This is a genomic window from Dyella sp. (genome assembly GCF_035508675.1).
Lineage (GTDB): Bacteria > Pseudomonadota > Gammaproteobacteria > Xanthomonadales > Rhodanobacteraceae > Dyella_B.
In genome coordinates this window covers 1-19,539 of the sequence record NZ_DATJMN010000317.1, presented here as the reverse complement: position 1 = coordinate 19,539, position 19,539 = coordinate 1, and the positions used below count along the sequence as shown (strand labels likewise).

15 protein-coding genes are annotated in these 19,539 nt (G+C 61.4%); 8 read left to right on the top strand and 7 right to left on the bottom strand.

Translation table 11 applies throughout. From position 1 onward, the window contains the following. Nucleotides 1-119 precede the first annotated feature (119 nt). Nucleotides 120-3,368: a TonB-dependent receptor gene (locus tag VMA74_RS16835; protein WP_325369043.1), complete on the bottom strand. Its 3,249-nt coding sequence runs from the start codon at nt 3,366-3,368 to the stop codon at nt 120-122. Between the two features lie 438 nt (nt 3,369-3,806). Between VMA74_RS16835 and VMA74_RS16830 the strand changes: the two genes are divergently transcribed. Both VMA74_RS16830 and VMA74_RS16825 read left to right on the top strand, forming a co-directional pair. Further along, nucleotides 3,807-4,820 (top strand): LacI family DNA-binding transcriptional regulator, encoded by a 1,014-nt coding sequence (locus tag VMA74_RS16830; RefSeq protein WP_325369041.1) that lies wholly within the window; start codon nt 3,807-3,809, stop codon nt 4,818-4,820. 60 nt (nt 4,821-4,880) lie between these two features. After that, nucleotides 4,881-6,179 carry an MFS transporter gene (locus VMA74_RS16825; protein ID WP_325369039.1) on the top strand — a complete coding sequence of 433 codons (1,299 nt, stop codon included), beginning with the start codon at nt 4,881-4,883 and terminating at the stop codon, nt 6,177-6,179. 153 nt (nt 6,180-6,332) lie between these two features. Here the strand turns inward: VMA74_RS16825 and VMA74_RS16820 are convergent, their stop codons facing one another. Next, entirely contained in the window at nt 6,333-6,497 is a 165-nt protein-coding gene (locus VMA74_RS16820) for a hypothetical protein (RefSeq protein ID WP_325369037.1), read from the bottom strand. A gap of 17 nt (nt 6,498-6,514) precedes the next feature. Between VMA74_RS16820 and VMA74_RS16815 the strand changes: the two genes are divergently transcribed. After that, the gene (locus tag VMA74_RS16815; RefSeq protein ID WP_325369035.1) at nt 6,515-8,290 is read left to right on the top strand and encodes a beta-1,3-glucanase family protein; all 1,776 of its coding nucleotides are present in this window, start codon (nt 6,515-6,517) and stop codon (nt 8,288-8,290) included. Between the two features lie 229 nt (nt 8,291-8,519). Here the strand turns inward: VMA74_RS16815 and VMA74_RS16810 are convergent, their stop codons facing one another. The 3 genes from VMA74_RS16810 to VMA74_RS16800 all read right to left on the bottom strand — a co-directional run bounded on the left by VMA74_RS16810 (nt 8,520) and on the right by VMA74_RS16800 (nt 11,958). After that, nucleotides 8,520-11,402, bottom strand: a complete 2,883-nt coding sequence (locus VMA74_RS16810; protein WP_325369033.1) for a type 2 lanthipeptide synthetase LanM family protein — start codon at nt 11,400-11,402, stop codon at nt 8,520-8,522. 94 nt (nt 11,403-11,496) lie between these two features. Continuing rightward, nucleotides 11,497-11,688: a DUF6229 family protein gene (locus VMA74_RS16805; protein WP_325369031.1), complete on the bottom strand. Its 192-nt coding sequence runs from the start codon at nt 11,686-11,688 to the stop codon at nt 11,497-11,499. A 75-nt stretch (nt 11,689-11,763) separates the two neighbouring features. After that, nucleotides 11,764-11,958, bottom strand: a complete 195-nt coding sequence (locus VMA74_RS16800; protein ID WP_325369029.1) for a DUF6229 family protein — start codon at nt 11,956-11,958, stop codon at nt 11,764-11,766. Nucleotides 11,959-12,289: 331 nt separating this feature from the next. Between VMA74_RS16800 and VMA74_RS16795 the strand changes: the two genes are divergently transcribed. Next, on the top strand, nt 12,290-12,778 hold the full coding sequence (locus VMA74_RS16795) for an SRPBCC family protein (protein ID WP_325369027.1): 489 nt from the start codon (nt 12,290-12,292) through the stop codon (nt 12,776-12,778). 106 nt (nt 12,779-12,884) lie between these two features. Here VMA74_RS16795 and VMA74_RS16790 read toward each other — a convergent pair whose 3' ends face one another. After that, on the bottom strand, nt 12,885-13,277 hold the full coding sequence (locus VMA74_RS16790) for a hypothetical protein (RefSeq protein WP_325369025.1): 393 nt from the start codon (nt 13,275-13,277) through the stop codon (nt 12,885-12,887). Between the two features lie 122 nt (nt 13,278-13,399). Further along, nucleotides 13,400-15,844: a TIM-barrel domain-containing protein gene (locus tag VMA74_RS16785; protein ID WP_325369023.1), complete on the bottom strand. Its 2,445-nt coding sequence runs from the start codon at nt 15,842-15,844 to the stop codon at nt 13,400-13,402. A 270-nt stretch (nt 15,845-16,114) separates the two neighbouring features. Between VMA74_RS16785 and VMA74_RS16780 the strand changes: the two genes are divergently transcribed. The 4 genes from VMA74_RS16780 to VMA74_RS16765 form a co-directional block, all read left to right on the top strand. Continuing rightward, nucleotides 16,115-16,309, top strand: a complete 195-nt coding sequence (locus tag VMA74_RS16780) for a hypothetical protein (protein WP_325369021.1) — start codon at nt 16,115-16,117, stop codon at nt 16,307-16,309. Nucleotides 16,310-16,643: 334 nt separating this feature from the next. Beyond that, nucleotides 16,644-17,021: a BlaI/MecI/CopY family transcriptional regulator gene (locus VMA74_RS16775; RefSeq protein ID WP_325369047.1), complete on the top strand. Its 378-nt coding sequence runs from the start codon at nt 16,644-16,646 to the stop codon at nt 17,019-17,021. Then, on the top strand, nt 17,021-18,640 hold the full coding sequence (locus VMA74_RS16770; RefSeq protein ID WP_325369045.1) for a M56 family metallopeptidase: 1,620 nt from the start codon (nt 17,021-17,023) through the stop codon (nt 18,638-18,640). Before VMA74_RS16775 ends, VMA74_RS16770 begins: the two co-directional genes overlap by 1 nt. A 164-nt stretch (nt 18,641-18,804) precedes the next feature. Beyond that, nucleotides 18,805-19,539: DUF6351 family protein (locus tag VMA74_RS16765; protein ID WP_325369019.1), on the top strand; the 735-nt coding region annotated here is incomplete at its 3' end.

Below are 19,539 nucleotides of genomic sequence, written 5' to 3'. Positions count from 1 at the left end.
TGGGGGCGCGGATCTTCGTAGGTTGGCGGTGAGGCGACGCCGAACCCCAACATGGCGTTCGGCATGGCAACGTTGGGGTTCGCTTGTGCTCACCGCCAACCTACGCGCTTGGCAACGCGTCAAAAATCCGCGCGCACGCTGAGGTTGTAGCGCGTGTCGTCGCGGAAGAAGCCCTTGGGCACGCTCAGCCCATCGGTGTTGACGATTTCCTGCGTCCGGAAGGTGGAATTCAAAATGTTTGCCGCCTGCAGCGACAGCTTCACGTGATCGGTGAGTGCGTAGATGATGGAGGCGTCCAACTGGCCTTGCGAATCTGCCATGACCGGCAGGAACGGATAATCCGCCTCGTAGCCGGTAATCAGGTACTTCGAGCGCCAGTTGTAGGCCAGGCGCGCGGACAGCGGGCCTTTTTCGTAATACACGGTGAAGTTGTAGGTGTTGCGCGACAGTTCATACGGCGGCAGCTTGAGCTGGTTCACGCACTGTGTGGCCGGCGCGTAGCCGCTGGGGCAGAAGTTGGTGGAGCCGTAACTCAGGTTCTGCGGCTTGATGTAGGTGTAGTTCGCCTGCGTGCCGAAACCGGACAGCCAGCCGGGCAGGAAATCGTATTTCTGCTGATAGGCCATCTCCACGCCGCGCACGCTGCCGCCCTTGTTCAAGTTGGCCAGGCCCACGGTGTATTGCTCGGGGTAGGTCACGCCGTTGTTGATCACGCTGGTGTCGACCACGCTGGTGATGGTCTGGATAGTGTTGTTCAACTGCTTGTAGAACAACATGGCGGAGACCGAGCCCGCGTGCCCGAAATACCATTCCTGCGAGATGTCGAAGTTGTGCGCCATGATCGGCCGCAAGTACGGGTTGGTGCCGCTGTAGCCGTTGCCCACGGTCGGCACGGTGCTGCCGTTGGTGCCATAGGGCAGCAGCCCGCTGACCGTTTGTCCGGCCTGCAGCTGATTGAGCGTGGGGCGGTACACCGATTTGGAGAAGGCGAAGCGGGTGATCAGGTCGCTGGTCCAGCCAACGGACAAGTTGAAGCTGGGCAGCCAGTTGCCATAACCGCTGCGCGCGGTGATGGGGGTGTAGGCGCCGTTGGCAAAGTCGATGTACTGCTGTTGCTGCGCCGGTGTCAGCGCGCAGAAGGTGCCAGGGGCCGCAGTGGCGCCGCCCTTGGTCTGGTTGATGCAGTACTGGGTGACGCCGATGCCGTTGAGGATCGCCGGCTGGTTGGGCAGGATCAGATAACCTTCGGCATCATCCTGGGTGTGCACGTAGCGCAGGCCTACGTTGCCGCTGATCTGCAGTCCGCTGAGAAAGTCGGTGTTGTCGTTGCCGAAGTTGAGGCGCAGGTAGGCGGCATTGGTTTTCTCCTCGTTGGAGGCGACTTCCTGCGGCAGGTAACACGTGCCTGGCACGAAAACATCGCCTGACACGTACTGCGTGCGCTCGCAGAGGGTGTAATACGGGCCGACCGTGCCAGGCGGGTTCATGGCCATGGCCAGCTTGTTGATCTGCTGGATGGTGGCGGCGGCCTGCTGGAACTGGGTGAGCGGGTTCAAGTTGAAGTAGGGCGCGGTGATGCCGCCGAAATTGCTGCCGCTGAAACCGGGCAGGTTGAGGTTGTATGGCGACACGTCGCCGGTGGTCTCGCCGGCGGTGACCGCGTTCTGCCCGTAAGGGGAGCTGATGGCCTCGTAGTTGTAGGTGGAGTTTTCCACTACTTCATGCTGGTCGGAATGGCGCACGCCGAACTGCAGGTTGTCGATAAAGCTTTCGTCCACGTCGAAGGTGCCGTCCAGGCGCAGGGCGCGCTGGTTGCCCCAGGAATGTTCGAAGTGATCCTGCGCCGCGGCCCAGTACATGTTGTTGGGGTTGCTGAAATACTGCGCCGCCGTTTCGTTGGGGTCTGGCGAGAGCAGGCTGACGCTGGGCACGTTGTTGCCATGCAGGGTGAGGCCCCAGTCGGCCTGGGTCAGCTGGCGAATGTAGTAGTAGAGGTTGTCGTAGGTGGAGTTGGTGTCCTGCACGTCGGCGCTCAGGTGCAAGCGGTCGTTGACGTTCCACTTCAGGTTGAAGCTGTAGTCGTTGGTGACGTAACGGTTGCGGAAGGCGGTGCTGTCGAGCTGTGTCTGCACGCCGCCGTAGGTGATGGGCAGGAAGCTCGATGAACCGGGCGCACCGCCGATGACACCGGACTGGAACACGCCATTGGCATCGTAGGTGGCGCCTCCGACCGGCACCGCGCATCCGGCGAGCGATTGGCCAAAGGCGCAACCATCCGTCGAAGCTTGCAAGGTGTGTTCGTAGGTGGTTTCCGTATCGGAAGCGCGATCCCATTCCAGCGTGGCTTGCCAGGCCTTATCCGGGCTTTCCCACTGTGCCGCCAGCACGTGGCCGAAGCGCGTGCTGGTTTCGTCCTGCACGCGCAGGTCGGCGCCCACCGGCACGTAGGCGTATTGGCCAGGCGCGAGGCCGGGGAAGCTGTCGGTTCGGCCGTTGGGCAGCGAGCAGCCATCGCAACGGCGCTGGAAATCGACCAGCGAGATCGCATTGTCTTGCTGATCGATGCGGTCGTAGGCCACGTTGAGCAGTACGCCGAAGCGGCCGATCTCGGTGTTCCAGTTGTGGCTGAACAAGCCGGCGATCTGCGGCGTGCCTTTCTTGTCCAGGTCGCCCCAGTACGTGCCGAGGGTGATGGATGCCTGCGTATCCTTCTTGCTGTCGAACGGCTTGCGCGTATTCAAGTCGATGGAGCCGGCGATGCCGCCTTCGATCATGTCGGCGGTCTGGTTCTTGCTCACCACTACCGAGCCGATCAATTCCGGCGATACCGTGAAGAAGTTCAAGCCCTGGCCGCCGCCGGCAGAGAACACTTCGCGGCCATTGAACAGCGTGCTGGTGTAAGGCAGGCCCTGCAGGCTGATGTCTGAACCCTGGATGGAAAAGTGATCCGGATCGGCCGCCACGCCGAAGGCGCTCACCGCCACGCCGGGCACGCGCTGCAGCGCCTCGGTCACCGAGGTGTCGGGCAGGGAGCCTGCATCCTGTGCCGAGATGGCATCGACCACCGTGTCGGCGTAGCGCTTGATGTCCTGCGCCTGGTTCAAGCTGTTGGAGTAGCCGTTGACGGTGAGGCCGCTGAGCAGCTTGGCCTCCTTCTCATCGGTCTTGGTGGCGCTGTCTTTTTTCTTGGCCGCCGCCTTCGCGTCCGGCTTTGTGGCCGGTGCGGCCTGGTCGTTCGTCGGCGGCGCAGCTTGTTCGGCCTGGGCGTGCAGTTGTCCCGCGGCGAACAGCGCCATCACGATGGCGAAGGACAGCCGGCGCGGTGGGTTGGCGTTGCGCGCAGGCGAATGCGTGGATGGCTTGTTCATTCCTTAAATCTCCCCGTTGTGCAGTGAACACCCGCCACCGTGCGCCTTTGGCGATCTCCGGAAGCAAGGCGGCGACGTTGCTGCAAGGCGCATCGCGGCGTCCCTCGTGGGGGCGCCCCTTTATTTTCAATGCTCCGAACTTAAGGATGCTGGTGGTTTTCAGGCCTTCGCCGGCGCCACCGAAATACAAGGCCTCTGCGACCTACGCTGAATTAATCAGAGCATCCTTAAGTTCGAAGCATTGCCTATTCCCCTCGCGTTGCGCATTGCAGCATGCGGGTTTCTGCCCGCGACGCACGCTATTAAAAATGTACAAGCGCTGTCAATATGAAAATACCAGCGCTGGTACTTTGGACCGAAAAGAGTGAAATCCAGGTAGTGGTGCGCCTGCCGCTTGGGTTAGCATGGGCCACTGCAAGTCATTCATGATGGGGCTACATGCCTGCGAGAATCGAAGACGTCGCGGCGCATGCCGGCGTATCCACCAAGACGGTGTCCCGCGTCCTCAACGGCCATACGAGCGTGCGCGCCAAGCTGCGCGCGCGCATCGAAGCCTCGATCCGCGCGCTCAACTACGTGCCCAACCCGGCGGCGCGCGGCCTGGCGGGAAACCGCTCGTACCTGGTCGCGTTGGTCTACGACAATCCGACGGCCAACTCCAGCTACATCATGGAGCTGATCGTGGGCGTGCTGCAGGCATGCAAGGGCACGCCGTACAACGCCGTGCTGCATCCGTTCGACGCGGCGGACGACCTGGCTGCAAAGATCGACGGCTTCGTGGCGACGCACCGCCCGGACGCGCTGGTGCTGGTGCCGCCGCATGCCAACAACACCAAGCTGCTGCAGCGTCTGGACGAGCTGGACATCCGTTATTCCACCATCTCCTCCAAGTTGCGCGAGTCGCGCATCGACATCGGCTTCGACGAGCGCAAGGCGGCGGCGGACATCGTCGAACATCTCATTGCGCTCGGCCACCGGCGGATTGCCCACGTCGCCGGGTTGCAAGGGCACGGTGCGCGCACTTGGCGGCTCAGCGGCTATCGCGATGCCCTGCGCAAGGCCGGCATCGCGTACGACGAATCGTTGGTGATGGAGGGGGATTTCACGTTCGCATCGGGCGTGGCTGCCGCCAGCACGCTGCTCAAGCGGCGGCGTGCGCCCACCGCGATCTTTGCGGCAAACGACGACATGGCCTGCGGTGTCATACGCGAGGCTTACGAACGCGGGCTGGCCATCCCCGACGACTTGTCGGTATGCGGCTTCGACGACACGCCGGTGTCGCAGCTGATCTCGCCTGGCCTGACGACGGTGCGCCAGCCCTGCCGCGAAATCGCCTGCCTGGCCGCCGAAAGCGTGTTGCAGGCCATCCGCGATCCGGCCATGCGCCTGCATGCGCGCGTGCCGTACCAGATGCAACAGCGCGCCTCCACCACGGCACTCAAAAAGCCGTAGCATTCGCTCCGGGCCATCGTTGGGCATGCGCCTGGCATGCGGGCTCACGGGGATGCGAACGTGGTGATCGACGACGCAGCTGAAACGGTGATGTGCGGACGCCCGCCGGGCGGGGCGGGCGCCGATGGCAGCCGGCCCGCGCGCCAGGTCGGTGCGACGTTCATCGTGGTTTATGGCATGGCCTACATGGGCCTATGGATGGCGCTGCTGCCACCGATCCTGACCGGCTTGACGATGCGCGTGCATGAACTCGATCCGGCACATGCAACCGGTAGCCTGTCGCTGGTGGTAGGCGTGGGCGCGCTGATGGCGTTGTTCGGCAACCCGTTCTTTGGCCGCCTGTCGGATCGCACCACGTCGCAGTTCGGCATGCGCCGGCCATGGCTGATCGTTGGCGCCTTGGGCGGGGTGATGGGGCTGGCGGTCATCGCGACGGCAGTGTCGGTGCCGCAACTGCTGCTGGGCTGGTGCATCACGCAATTGGCATACAACGCGGAGCTGGCCGCCTTGGCAGCGATCTTTGCCGATCAGGTGCCGGCGCCGCAGCGCGGCACAGTATCGGGCATCGTGGGCGTCAGCCTGCCCGTGGGCATGATCGGCGGCACCTTCCTCATGCAAGCCCTTGCCGATTCCACGCTCGCCATGTTCCTGGTGCCCGGCGCCATTGCACTGGCCTGCGCATTCGTTCTGGTTTGGATGCTGCCCGATCACCGCTTGCCCATGGCGCAGCGGCCGCGTTACGGATGGCGCGAATTCCTCGGCAGCTACTGGATCAATCCGCTGCGCTTTCCTGATTTTGCGTGGGCGTGGAGCAGCCGTTTCCTGCTTTACGCCGGCATTGCGGTGCTGATGACTTATCAGGGGCTCTACCTGATTCACCAATTGGGCTGCGCGCCGGCCGAGGTGCCACGCCGGATCTTCCTGTCCACGCTGGTGCAGTTCTGCATGGTGGCGATCTTCAGCGCGGTGGGCGGCGGCTTGTCCGATGCCGTGGGGCGGCGCAAAACCTTCGTCTCCGGTGCCGCGCTGGTGTATGCATTGGCCTTGCTGATGATTGCCTTCGCCGCTTCGTATGCTTGGTTTCTCGCCGGCATGGCCATCGGCGGCATTGCGCAAGGGGTGTACCTGGCCACCGATCTCGCGCTGGTGACCGACGTGTTGCCGCAACGCGAAACCCATGCGGCGGGCAATCTTGGCATCTTCAACATCGCCAACGTCATGCCGCAGTCGCTGATGCCGGCGGTTGCGCCGGCCATTTTGCTGGCGAGTGATGGGAGTTATGCGGTGCTGTTCGTGGTGGCGGCGATGCTGGTTGCGCTGAGCGCCTGGGCGATCGTGCCGGTGCGCGGCGTGCGCTGAGGAATGCGCCGACAAACGTAGACAACCCGCAGCTTGGTGGTAAGGCGTAGCCGAACCCCAACGATGCCATGCACATCACGCCGTTGGGAATCACGCCGGATCAAGTCCGAGGCTCACCGCCAACCTGCGCCACGGTTGCGAGCATGACCGCCATCACGGAAAAATGACAGCGCTTGTATTTTCATTTGACAGCGCTTGTACTTTTGGCATCGGCGCCACGACAACCAGAAAATCCGACGGCGACTGTCCCCACGCGGCTGCATCAAAAACATGCCGTGGAATCGCCTGTTCCCAACGCTTGGCAGTGATTTCACCCATCGCAAAGGAGACAGTCCATGCAAAACAGAAACGCGTCGAGAACCTGGCCCACGCTGGCACTGGGCTCGCTGGGCAGCACCATCTGCGCGGCCCTTTCCACCACCGCGCTGACGGCCATGCCATTGCAGCCGGTGCATGCGCAAACAACGTGCGCGGCGGCGTGGAGCGCTTCGGCCGTCTATACGCAAGGCAACGTTGCCAGCGAGAACGGCATCAACTACGTAGCCAACTGGTGGACGCAGGGTAACGACCCTGCCACCAACAACGGCGGCGCCGGCAGCGGCCAGCCTTGGACTTCGCAAGGCAGTTGCGGCAGCTCGCCCGCACCGACGCCGACGCCAACTCCTACGCCTGCACCAACGCCAACGCCGGCATCGAGTTACGGCGCCACCGACGAAGCAGGCGGGGTCGTACAGTTCTATGCCGACGGCGGTGCATGGGCCGATCTGCACTACACGCTTGCCGGCGGCAGCCAGCTCAATGTCCGCATGAGCAACAGCGGCACCGACAACAGCTATCAGGTTTCCGGCCTTACCAACGGCGAGCAGGTGAGTTACTGGTTCACCATTGGCCAGAGCGACGGATCGGCCGTAAATACGCCTACGCAGACCTTGGCGTACGCGTCGCCGACACCCACGCCGACACCGACACCGACACCGTCGCCATCAAGCCCGGTGTTTCCAGCCGCCGGCACTACCTTCAACCTGGTCAACGGTACCAATGGCGCGTACGCCGACGGCCAGATCTACTGGACCATGGTCGGGCAGGATCCGGCCCATCCGGGCACGTTCGTGCATGTCGATTGCGCCGGTGATCTCATTCCGATGGCGCCGGGCGACAACGGCGCGCTGAGCAAGAACGGGCAGAGCTACGCCGATTATTCGATTCCGTTTTCGCAGTGCAAGTCGTTCACCGTGCCGCAGATTCTTTCCGCGCGCATCTACCTGAGCGTCGCCAGCCCCATGTACATCCAGGCCGTCGGCAATCCGGTGTACGGCTACACCGGTCCGAATATCGACAACCCCAGCGATCCCAACATCAACGTGACTTTCGATTTCGTAGAAGTAAACATCAACGCCACCAACTTCTACGGCAACACCACGCGCGTGGATCAATTCGGCATGCCGATCCGCCTGGAACTGCAAGACCCCAGCGGCTACGACCAGACCGTGGGCGAAACGGAAAGCCGCGCCGCACTGTTCCAGGAATTCGTGGCGCAAGTGCCGCAAGCGTTCCAATCGCTGGCCCAGGTGCAGGCGCCGTACCGCATCGTGGCACCGGCGCACGGCAGTTTCGGTGCTGGCGGCGCGCAGGCCACCTACCTGGACAGCTACATCCAATCCATCTGGAACCAGTACCGCAGTCAGTCGCTGGTTTTCACCGATGCGCAGGGCACCTTCACCGGCAACGTGGTCGGCAACCAATTCGTGTTCACCGACGGGCAGGGTACGTACTACATCAACAATGTGCCCACCACGCAGGAGGTGCTGCTGGGCAACGGCGTGTTCAATGACGCCAGCAACGCCGCGGCAGGCGTTGCTACGGCCAAGCAGTTGCAGATCCAGGCGCAAGTAGATGCCGCGTTGAACCGCCACGTGGCCGAGAACGCGGCCGCGTGGAATACGTCGGCGGATTTCTACAACAGCGCACCGACCAATTCGTATGCCGCGTTCTGGCATGCGCACAGCATCAATGGGCTTACCTATGGCTTTCCGTATGACGACGTGCGTGGTTTCAGTTCCTCGTTGATCGGGAGCAATCCAACGGTGGCGACCATTACGGTGGGGTGGTGAGGGTGTCTAGGAAAGCTGGGATTTCATCCTGCCTACGAAACTTAAGGCCATGGTGCGATACCTGGTAGGTTGGCGGTGAGGCGACGCCGAACCCCAGCGTCGCCATCTGCATGGCAACGTTGGGGTTCGCATACGCTCACCGCCAACCTACGCGCTTCGGTTATGAACAGTAGGCTGGGATGGAATCCCGGCATCAGAATGCTCAAGAGAGTCGGGATTTCATCCCAGCCTACGACACGGCATCGACGTGCAGCTTAAGCCGAGAGTGCTTGCTGCCACCGTGCCAAGGCACTACCTCCAACAGCAACGGCGAGGGCAAGGTGCAATCCAGATGCAACCGGCTCAAGCCATGCACCGCACCGGCAAGCCCGTTCATCAGCCCCGGCGTGAACGCAGCGCGTGCCCTGCCGGTGATGATGCCGCCATGCTCTTCGATCGACGAAATCACCTGTGCCGCTGATTCGGTCAAATCTTCCGCACTTGCAACAGGGTCAAGCGCGGCAGCGCGCATGTACAGTTCCCATAGCGAAAAATCCCCGTGACACAAGGTGTGGCTGATGCCCCACTTGCCGCGTGCGGCGGCCATCGCGCGCCGCAACCGGCGCAAGTGCTGGTCATCGCCGCTGCGCGCATACAGGTCTGCCGCGGCTAGGCCGATGCCGACACTGCCGTTGCACCAGGTGTCGTGGCTTTTATTGAGTTCCGGGTAACGCTTGTCGATCCAGTTGCCGCAGTTTTCCTCGTAAAGCGAGTCTTCGAACGCGAACGCTGCATCGGACAGCGCACGCCAGCGGGCGCGATCGGCGTCGCTGCCTGCTTCGGATGCAGCAAGCCGTGCGAGTGCCCAGCCGATGCCGGTGGCGCCGTGCGAGAAGCCGCCGATGGGTTGCTCGAACCGCGTCATCCAGCACGCGCCAACCGCATCGACGACAGCGGTTTGCTCAAGATGCCGTGCCGCGCCCGCCGCCAACGCCAGCCAGCGTGCATCACCGGTGGCATCAGCCAAGCCCAGCAGCGGCACGATGACGCCGGCCGCGCCATCGATGACGTCGAAACCGTCGTCGGCGTGGAAACCCCTGCTTTCCAGTGCTTCGGCGCTGGCAACGGCGCGCGCGATCAACGCCGGTCGCCGCAGCACGTCGCACAATGTCAGCCACGTCCAGATTTGCGCACCGTAGCCGGCGAAGCCGCCAAGGTTTCTGGGTTTTTCGATGACTTCAAGCGCAATCAGGGTATGCAGTGCGCCGTTCAATGCATCTTCGGTACCCGGCACCAGGCTTGCGCGGCCGGCTTCGACTTCACGCAAATAGCCTGCGAGTGCAACCGCGACCCCGCCGAGGCCGAAATAGAGATCGCCCTGCAGCGGTTGGATAAACCAGCCTTCGCTGGTGGTCTCCGGCGTAATCCAGGTGATCGAGCCATCGGCTCCGGATACAGCCAGTTGCAACAGGCGTTTCATCGCATCCGCGGCCAACTTGCGCCGACGCGCGTCCAGATGCTCGGCATGGGGCGCCTGCGCACGACAAAGGCGGCCGTCGCTGGCCGCGTCCGGCAGATTGCCCAGCCGGTTGAGTTCGGTGGTGACCAGGGCGCTGCGAATGGTCAGCTCTTCCAGGTCGATGCGCATCGCACGCCAATCCGCCAGGGCGGCGTCGATCCGTGTGCGTGCCAGCGGGGCAACGAACACCGGAATATCCCCGTGCAGCAGATCGTCGATCGCGCCGGTTATTTCCGCGGGGGTGGACACGCTTACCGAGGTGATGGCGGCGTTGCGGGAGAACAGGTCACGGGCGCGCTCGATCGCCTTGCCCTCATCATGAAGCGAGGCGGGATGCCACAGCATGCGGCCGATCTCCGCATACGTCTGCGTGGGAAGGCGAAGATCGCGCACCGGACAACCTTGAAAGTCGAGCAGCCATGTTTCAAGCAAACCATTTGCGTCGAAGGTACGCAACATGGCCGACGCAGCAAGGAACCCTTCGCTGATCTGGTTCCAATACGCGGAAACCTGGGGAAGGGCGCTGGGATGATTCTGCGAGTGGACGATATCGGTGTCGACGAGCTTCAGGCGCGCCGCGGTCGTACCTGCATCGACGATGACGGGAATCTGTATCTTCGGCTGCTGGTTTGGCAGCGCGCCGGCCGCCGACAGGTCGGCGCCATCGAAGCCGGTATCCGACGAACGAAATGGCACAATGCCCGTGCGCAGGACCGATCCTGCAATCAAGGCTTGTGCGGTGTCATGCGCTTGCCCGCATCCGGAAGTGGCTGGTTTCGGGATGACGGCGAACAGGCTCTCGGCGTCGATGACCACCGGCACGCGGCCGGCGGCAATCAGGTTTTCGTGATGGATATCGGTGCCACCAAGCAGGCGCAACACCGCCAGCCAATGACCTAGCCGCAGATAAAACGCGCGCAGCTCGTCGTCGCCGTTGCAATAGCGATGATGCACGAAAGCGGCCCAACCGTAGTCGCCCCGGTCGAGCACTTCCGGCACGCAGATGCGATCGGCCGTCTCGCCGAATACGCGTTGCAAAAACGCATCGAGCGCCAGGTCGATACGCAGCGAACGCGGTTTGTACATGATCTCACCTGCTTCCAGCGACAGCCGCGCGACGGCCTGGCCACCGGCGTGCAGATCGCCTTGTCCCATGTTCACAGCGGTGAGGCGCCCGGCAGGACGACCGAAGAAGTGCGTCAACAGGGCACGATCGGCGGCAAGGCGCGCGGCAAGTGTTTCGATCGCCCTGGCTTGTTGATCGAGGGATTGTTGCAGGCGCCGGTGCAGCGACGGGTACCGTCGATCCAGATGTTCCGCGAAGTCGGTCTGCTGTGCATAGTCGACAAATTGCTCGTGACGGTCCGCGTCGCTTTCCGCGGTAAGTTGACCGCACCGATTAGCCGCGTGCAATTCCAGCAATAACACGCGGTTTAGCTTGAGGCGTGCGTTGAAACGCAGTGCTTCGTCGGCGGCTGTGCCGATCAGGGACACTTCGCCGGCATCGAGCCCAGGGACCGCTGCAAGGCGCTGCGCCAATGCAGCACGCGTGGAAGCGCTGAAGTGGTCGATGATGGGAGCGAAGGCGTCGGGAGTAGGGGTGTCAGCCATCATGCGTTTCAAATCGCCTTGTTGCGAACACACGATAAGGACATGGAAAAGGCCAACGCACGGCCGGTATCGGACTGTGCGTTGGCCTTGCTGATAATCAGCAACAAGCGCAGCCGGAGGCGCAGGACTGCGTCGTCTTCTGGGTCGAGAAAATCGCCGCGCCCACCTTGCTGCTCATCTTTTCCTCGGTAGCGCTATCGAGGTAGAGCGGGCCGGCCGGGTTATCCAAACCACCAAAGCTATCGGAGCCACTGAGCCAACCGGAAACAACATCATCATGCTGTTGCATAGCTGAAACTCCTTCGCAGGTTATGGAAAAGGCCAAAGCACAGCCAGCATCGGCTGTGCCGGCATGAGTGGAAAATCAACAACAAGCGCAGCCGGAAGCGCAGGACTGCGATGTCTTCAGCAGGGTCTGCATGATTTGCGCACCCGCCTGGCTGGTCATCTTTTTCTCGGTGGCGCCATCCACATAGAGCGGGCCGGCCGGATTATCCAGGCCGCCGATGCTGTCCGTGCCGTTGAGCCAACTGGAAACGACATCATCATTCTGTTGCATAGCTGAACTCCTTCGCAGGTCATAAAGAAAAGAACTCGGTTGCTTGTTGGTTCGATACCGACGGGCACCAAAAAGCATTCTGAATGCTAGCGTTCAAAATGTACGCGGCGGCCTCTATCCCGCACGGGATTTGTGACACTTACACGATTACTTCCCCCCGGGCGCACGCCGCTTCCCTACGATGAGCCCGGATATGTGTAGGCGGTGTATAGGGCGCAAGGCGAATCGCCATGGCATGGCGCAATGCACGAGTGGCCGCCTGCGTGGAGCACCCTATATATGGATGGCGGCGTAAGGACGGTCGGTTACCATCATCGAGCCTGCCCACACCATGACCACGCCTATCGCCATGCCGTCGAATACAGTCGTCCAGTCGATCGCCATCGCAGCAGGCCGGGAAGCCGTCTGGCGGGCGCTGATCGATCCGCGGGCGGGAGAGAAATGGCGTATGGCCGATTTCAGGACCGACTGGGCGGCCGGCAGTTCGATCGAAATAGAGGCCATGATTGGCGACAGGCGCTATTGCGACAAAGGGCGGGTGCTACGAGTCGAGCCTCCCTCATTGCTGCAATACGCCTATTGGTCACGCATCTCCGGCTTGCCGGATCAGCCGCAGTCCTACTCAACGATCACGCTGGTTCTGGAGGCGCAAGGAGACGAGACGGTGCTGACGGTGAGGCAGGCGGTGCCCCCTTCGCCACACCGCCGCGGCAGGGATTGGGAGATTGGCCCGGCGTCCGGCCTGAAGCATGTCGAATTTTATTGGCGGACGACGCTGCCGGTCCTGAAATCCACGGTGGAGAGCCTGTCGCGGACTTAAGGCAACACTGAGGTTCTTCAAGGCGAGGACATGGGGATGCCGTCGCGCCTGATCGCGGCATGGCCTGAAACAACTCTGGTTTTCGACAAGCAATGTGGCGATGTTGCTATTTCATCGCGATGATATCTGTCCCCAATTCAGGGACTGAATCGATTTTCCATAATCCCCTGCGTTCCCCTTCCTCCAAGACTTCTTGAACGCAAACGAGCTCGGGCGGCAGTTGATCCACGTGTTCAAAGAACGCGATTTGGGCATTTAAGCCAGAAATCACCCACGCATTACGGGATGTGGAATAAGTCGAATTCTCTCTCATCTCCCGTAAAAGGAGGCGCAAATAGTCATCGATGTACATCCGGTACCCCCTGATCACGTATCTCTTGCGATCACCAGCCCAACTGGCCGCGTACCACGTATTTCTTTGCATGATCGCGCCCTCTTTTTCCGGCTTTTGCGGGAAGCCCAAAAAGAAGGCATTTGAGATATCAAACCATAGGTCCATCAGGGGCGAGTTGATCTATGTCATTCGCTTCAAGCATCCGCGCGAGGCGCGCGACACGTCCGAAGCAGTTCCCTCGGCGCCTTCATGCGTGCGGGGGGGGCGAACATTTATAGAAGTGCCCATCAAGGCTCCCGCACGTGGCCGTCCACCACGTTCACCACGGCGGCATCCGGCCCGCTCCAGGCTGGCGCTCCCTCGTGTTTCAGCTGATGGGCGGCATCATCCCATCTCAGCTTGGTGAGGGTGTATTTGCCCCGTTCGTAAGCGTAGGTTTTTCCATCGTCCTGGAACAGGGTGAAGCTGCCGTCCGCGCCCGCATACACGTTTACTGAAACGATCTTTTGCTGCTTCTGCGCGGTGCCGTCATCCGACCCTAGCGGCACGATGCTGCCTGCCTTGACGAACAGCGGCAGGGTATCGATAGGTGCATCCACGTCGATCGTCTGGCCGCCGTGGAAGCGCTGGCGGGTCCAGTAGTTGTACCAGTCGCACCCGGCCGGCAAATACACGCTGCGATGGGTGGCGCCTTGCGCCGTGACGGGCGCCACCAGGAAAGCCGGTCCGTACATGTATTCGTCGGGAATGTTCGCCACCTTGGGATCGGTCGGGAAATCCATGAACAGCGCGCGCATGTACGGCGCGCCGGTCTGGTAGCTGCGGTAGGCCAGCGAGTAGGTGTAGGGCAGCAACTGGTAGCGCAGCTTAAGATATTTGGCCAGGATCGGTTCGGCCTGCTTGCCGTAGGACCAGATTTCGTTGTGTTTCCGTTCGCCGTGCGCGCGCATCACCGGCTGGAACGTGCCCCATTCGAACCAGCGCACGAACAGCTCGGGGTAATCCTCGTAGTTGCCGATGGTGCCGCGCACGTCCGAGCCATCGATCAGCGGTTTATGCGCCGCGTGATAATCGGCGGGAATCAACGGCGAAAAGAATCCGGCGATGTCGGTATCCCAATACGGCATGCCCGTCGCGGTGAAATTGAGCCCCGCCGGAATCGAGCGCTTGAGCATGTCCCAGGTCGAGTAGATATCGCTGGACCAGAACACGGTGCCATTGCGTTGCGCGCCAAGATAGGCCGCGCGCGCCAGGATCATCACCCTGCGGCTGTCGCCGAAATCGCGGCGGAATCCCTCGTACACCGAAGCGGTGTGGAACAGCGGATACACGTTGTAATAGCGCGTGCCCGAGCCTACCCAGAACACGTCATTCGCCGGGTCGATATCCGGTTCCGTTTCATCCAGCCACAGGTAATCGAAGCCGTACGGCTTTATGTAGCGGTCGCGGATCTGTTCCCAGAACCACTTGGCCGCTTCCGGTTTGGTGGTGTCGATGTTCGGCCCGATCACCGCCTTGAACCAGCCGGGATCCGGCACGCCATCGCGCGTATGCACCAGCCAGCCCTTGCGCGCCAGCATGTCGTAGAACTGCGAGCCCTTGGAGAAGTGCGGCCATACGCTCAACAGCGTATCCACACCCATTGCGTGCAGCTGGCGGTTCATCGCGGCCGGATCGGGCCAGCGCGCCGGGTCCAGGTCCAGGTTGCCCTGCTTGGTCATGTTGAGGAAATCCACCACCATCACGCCCAGCGGCAGGTTCTTTCGGTGGTATTCGTCAGCCACGTCCAGCAATTGCTGCTGCGTAGGGTAGATCGCCTTGCTCTGGATGTAGCCGTAAACGTTCCTGGGCAGCACGTGCGTTACGCCCGTCAGCAAGCGATAACCCGCGTAGATTTCGTCGCTGTCGTCACCGGCAATGACGAAATACGAAACCCGGTTGCCCACTTCCGACGACCACACGTTACGATTGTTGAAACCGAGATCTATCGTGGTTTTCGAAGGGTTGTCCCAGACCAGGCCATAGCCGAGGCTGGACACCATGAAAGGCACGCAGACAGTTTCGCCGCCAAGCGCACCGTAATCATGCCAACAGTGAATCTGGTGGTCGCGCAGATCCATCCAGCCTTGCTGCTGTTGCCCGAGTCCGTAGTAATGCTCGTTGGCGGGCGAGTCGAAGGTCGCCTCGACGCGGTAGCCCTTGGCGCCTGCATCCGCCTGCGCCACATCCGGCCGCTCCGGCGCCATCGTCCACGTGCGCATGTGCAGCAGTGTTTTGCCCGCGGCGGTGGCGACCAGCAAGGCGTCGTCGTGCGGGCCTTGGTCGTTGTTCGATCCGCCGAAGTATTTCTCGCGCAACTGATTGTTCAGCGCATCCAGCGGCATCCGCTGGGGAAGCTGGTTCTGTGCAAGATGCTCCGGCGCTACGCGCACTACCATCCTGGGCGAACGGAAAACATCTTCGCCAGCGGCGTCCTGCGAGTGGGTCCATCCTTGTGCCGATGGTTTCGCCACGAATCCGTACCCGGGCGCCGCCGTCGCGGCTGCTCGGTCGGTGCTGATCGTTATGCGCAGGATGTTCGGGGCGTAGGGTTCGAGCGAAATGGTGCGCCCGTCCCGCTGCAGTACGAGCGGCGCGTCTTGCGCCATCAATGTGCTGCTGAGCGACATGGACAAGAGCAGGGCACCGACGCTTTGCATGACGCGTTGCAGCACATTCGTTTTCTTGTCCACGGTACTCCGGGTATCCACCGCGCGCGAAATCCGCATATTTCCTCCCACCACTGTAGTCAGTGCTCTTGCGACGACGACTCACCTACACGGAGCCGTGCAAACACATCGACGATGACACAAAGGCAAACGGGTGAAGAAGTGCAGAGTGGTCACATTTTCAGCTTTAGCAAACGCATGTGGCAAAAAACATAATCCGGCACAGCGGGATGACGGACGTCTACGCGAGCTTTATCGGATTCACGGCCGACCGCCGGCAAGATGCTGCTTAACGTGTTTCGCGCAAACGATCAGTTGGTGGTGAAGCTGGGTGACCGGCCAGGCTTTCCGGTCTATTCCAATGCGCGCGACAAATTTTTCTACCGGGTGGTCGATGCAAAAGTCAACTTCGAGCGCGATCCGAGCGGCCGTATCGAAGCGCTCGTCCTGCACCAAAATGGCGGACAAGCGCGCTCTCAAGATCGTTAATTAGCGGCAGTCAGGGCGCAGCGGTCTGCAGATACTGCTGGCCGAGTTTGACTGCTATGTACAAGGCCTGATTTCGACATTTGTGGAGGAAATTTGGCAAGTGACGATTATGCGGCTGGACAAGCGTGATGGGGGAAGGATGGCCTGCGGAGTGGTCTCCCTCTGGGGAATATCAACGACAGCAGTGCCGTGACAAGGTCTGCTTTCGACGCTGGCAATGCGATAGTTCTCGTGCAGACAGTGCGACGGGTCATCGATCAACTATGTAAATAGTTGACAAGATGAAAGTCCCGAGTATCTACTAAGCCCATAGTAGAAAGGGGGGTGAGCAGACATCATAAAGATTTTCCTTACCGATCGCGAAGCCGATGTCATGCAGGCATTGTGGGATCACGGGCCCTCGCTGGTCGCCGAAGTCCGCGAACGGTTGAGCGACGAGCTCGCATATACCACCGTGCTTACCGTACTGCGAACGCTCGAAGGCAAAGGCTATGTCGGACACGAGGAGGAAGGGCGCGGGCATCGTTACTTTGCCAGCATCAAGGAGCAGGCAGCGCGCAAGAACGCCGTGCAGCATCTGACCGACAAGCTGTTCAAAGGCTCGGCGGAGTTGCTTTTTTCACACCTGGTGTCCGAGCAGAAGCTCAGTCCCGAGCAGATACGCCGTATGCGGAAACTGCTGGCCGAACGGTCCGACAAGGAGAGACCGTGATGGTGGCCTGGATGATGTATGCCGTGCTGGTCACGCTTGTGCTGAGCGTGGCAGCGCTTGCCGCTGAGCGTGCGGCGAAGGTACGCCGGGCAGCAACACGCTGGTCGTGGTTGACGATGATGGCCGGTTCGCTGGTGTTACCGACGGTGATTGCAACCGCGTCGATCCGGCTTCCACAGGCCCTTGAGCACGGCCGGACTTCGACATCAATCGCCCTGCGCAACACGACATCGATACCGATGCCGCCGATACTGCTCGATCTGGAGGAGGCACAGCCGTACGAAACAACCGTCCACATCGATACGCTGATACGCGGCAGTTGGGTAGCGGCCTCGGCGCTGATGTTTCTTAGTCTCATCCTTGGCTCCGTGCTGTTGCATCGGCGTAAGCGCAGATGGCGCGAAGCGCAAGTGTGCAGCACGCGTGTTCTGATCGCGCCCGACGCAGGACCGGCTGTCGTCGGCTTGATGCGCTCGCGTATCGTCGTGCCCGCGTGGTTGTTGCAAGCGAGCGAGGAACAACAGCAGTGCGCAATCGCCCATGAGCGCTCGCATCTGGATGCACGCGATCCACAGATCGTTGCGCTTGCTCTGCTGCTGCTGACGCTGATGCCCTGGAATCTGCTCTTATGGTGGCAATTTCACCGCCTGCGTCGAGCCATGGAGGTGGACTGCGACGCCCGCGTCCTGTCGGGCGGCCATGACGTTGGCGCATATTGCGAAACCTTGATACAGGTGGGCCAGCGCCAGTCGAGCCGCCTTGGTGTGGTGCCGGCGATGTCCGATTCCGTATCGTTCTTGGAATTGCGGATCAGACACATGCTGCGTAAGCCGAAGAAGTGGACGGGTGCGTCGGTAGCGGTATTGGTATGCATTACGCTTGGCATGGCAGCCTTCGCGACGCAGGTAACGCCACCCGACATCAGTTACCGGGGTACTGACAATCCAGCCATGCCGAGCAACGACATGCTCGACCGTTACGTAGGCTTCTACCAGGTCAGCCCTATCTCCCTCATTACCGTGACGCGCGCCGGGAACGGTCTCACCGTCAGTGTCAGCGGGCAGATCGGAGTGCCGAAACCATTCCATATTGTCCCCCTTGGCAAGAGCCGGTTCGCTGTGCAGGGAATAAACCCTCTTAATGAGACCCGATTCGCAGGGCAGCAGAGTATCGATGTCACCGTGCACTTCGTCACGGGCGCCAATGGGCGTGCCTTACGACTGATCGCCGAACAGAACGGACGCGTTATCCTCGACCAGCCGCGCGTCGACAAGGTCGCCGCTGATCGGATCAGTGACGCGCTTGCAACCCGCATCAAGGCGCAGAAACCGTTCCCGGGTAGCGAGAAGGCATTGCGGCTGTTCCTCAGCGATCCTGGCGGCGGCGCAGGCATGAGTGATGGCTTGGCCTGGGTGCGCGCCCACAACAAGGCGTCAAGAGAGAAGTTTCTCGCCGAGCTCGGACCGGTTGAGTCCTACGCCTTCACGGGTGTCACCAAATTCGGCTCAGATAGTTACCTCGTCAAGCGTCAGCACGGCACGGAAACGGTGTTGCTGGTGGTCGACGAAGATGGAACCCTGGCCAGCGCCTTCCAATACACGGGTACTCGAACATGGTGAGCGCCTTCCACTACCACTGAGTTCGTTTCACAACCGGTTTGCCACGATGGTCCCCGTACCGGAGATCGGGCCGATATCTCTCCCGCGATCAATCCACTTGTAGCCACCACCCCGAATGGCCGCAACGGCGCCTGCATGCCTATCTTCTCCTTAGGAGTAATCACGTGAAACGCACAGCTTCGCACTTTCGATTGATCAATAGCTGGCTTGTGGTGGCAGCCTGGATCGCCATCGGTTCCGTGCCCGCATATGCCACGGATCTGAAGCCTGGCACCCACGCCGGCACCCTAGAAGGGGTGCTCTACCGCATCGATATTCCGGCAGCCTGGAACGGCGACCTGGTGATGGTGATGCATGGCTACCAGCCTGTAGGCGCGCCGATAAAGGCGCCGATGACAGCAGCTGACGCGACGCCCATCTTTCTGAAACAGGGTTATGCCGTCGCGCAGAGCCAATACGCATCGCAAGGCTGGGCCGTTGGCGATGCGATTGTCGATAACGAACGTCTTCGCCAATATTTCATTGATACTTTCGCCCGCCCGGCGCACACCTACATTTATGGTTTCTCGCTGGGCGGCTTGGAAGCGGTGGCAAGCATCGAGCGCTACCCGCACATCTACGCTGGTGCGCTGGTGACGTGCGGAGCGACCGTTTCAACCCCCCAACTCATATCGCGCGCCGTGCTCACACCGCTGGTGGCCTTCGACGCACTGATTCCTGGTGTGTTACCGGATCTTGCCGCTCCCAACTCGCCGCCGTTCATTGCTCCGGCTGTCCTCGCCAAGGCGTTGCAAGCGCACCCGAAGGAGGCCGCCATACTGGAGAGGCGTCTGCAGGAAACACCCGAAACGTTGCCAACATTGTCGCTCTATTACCTGGCGCTGCGCGAACTGGAGCGC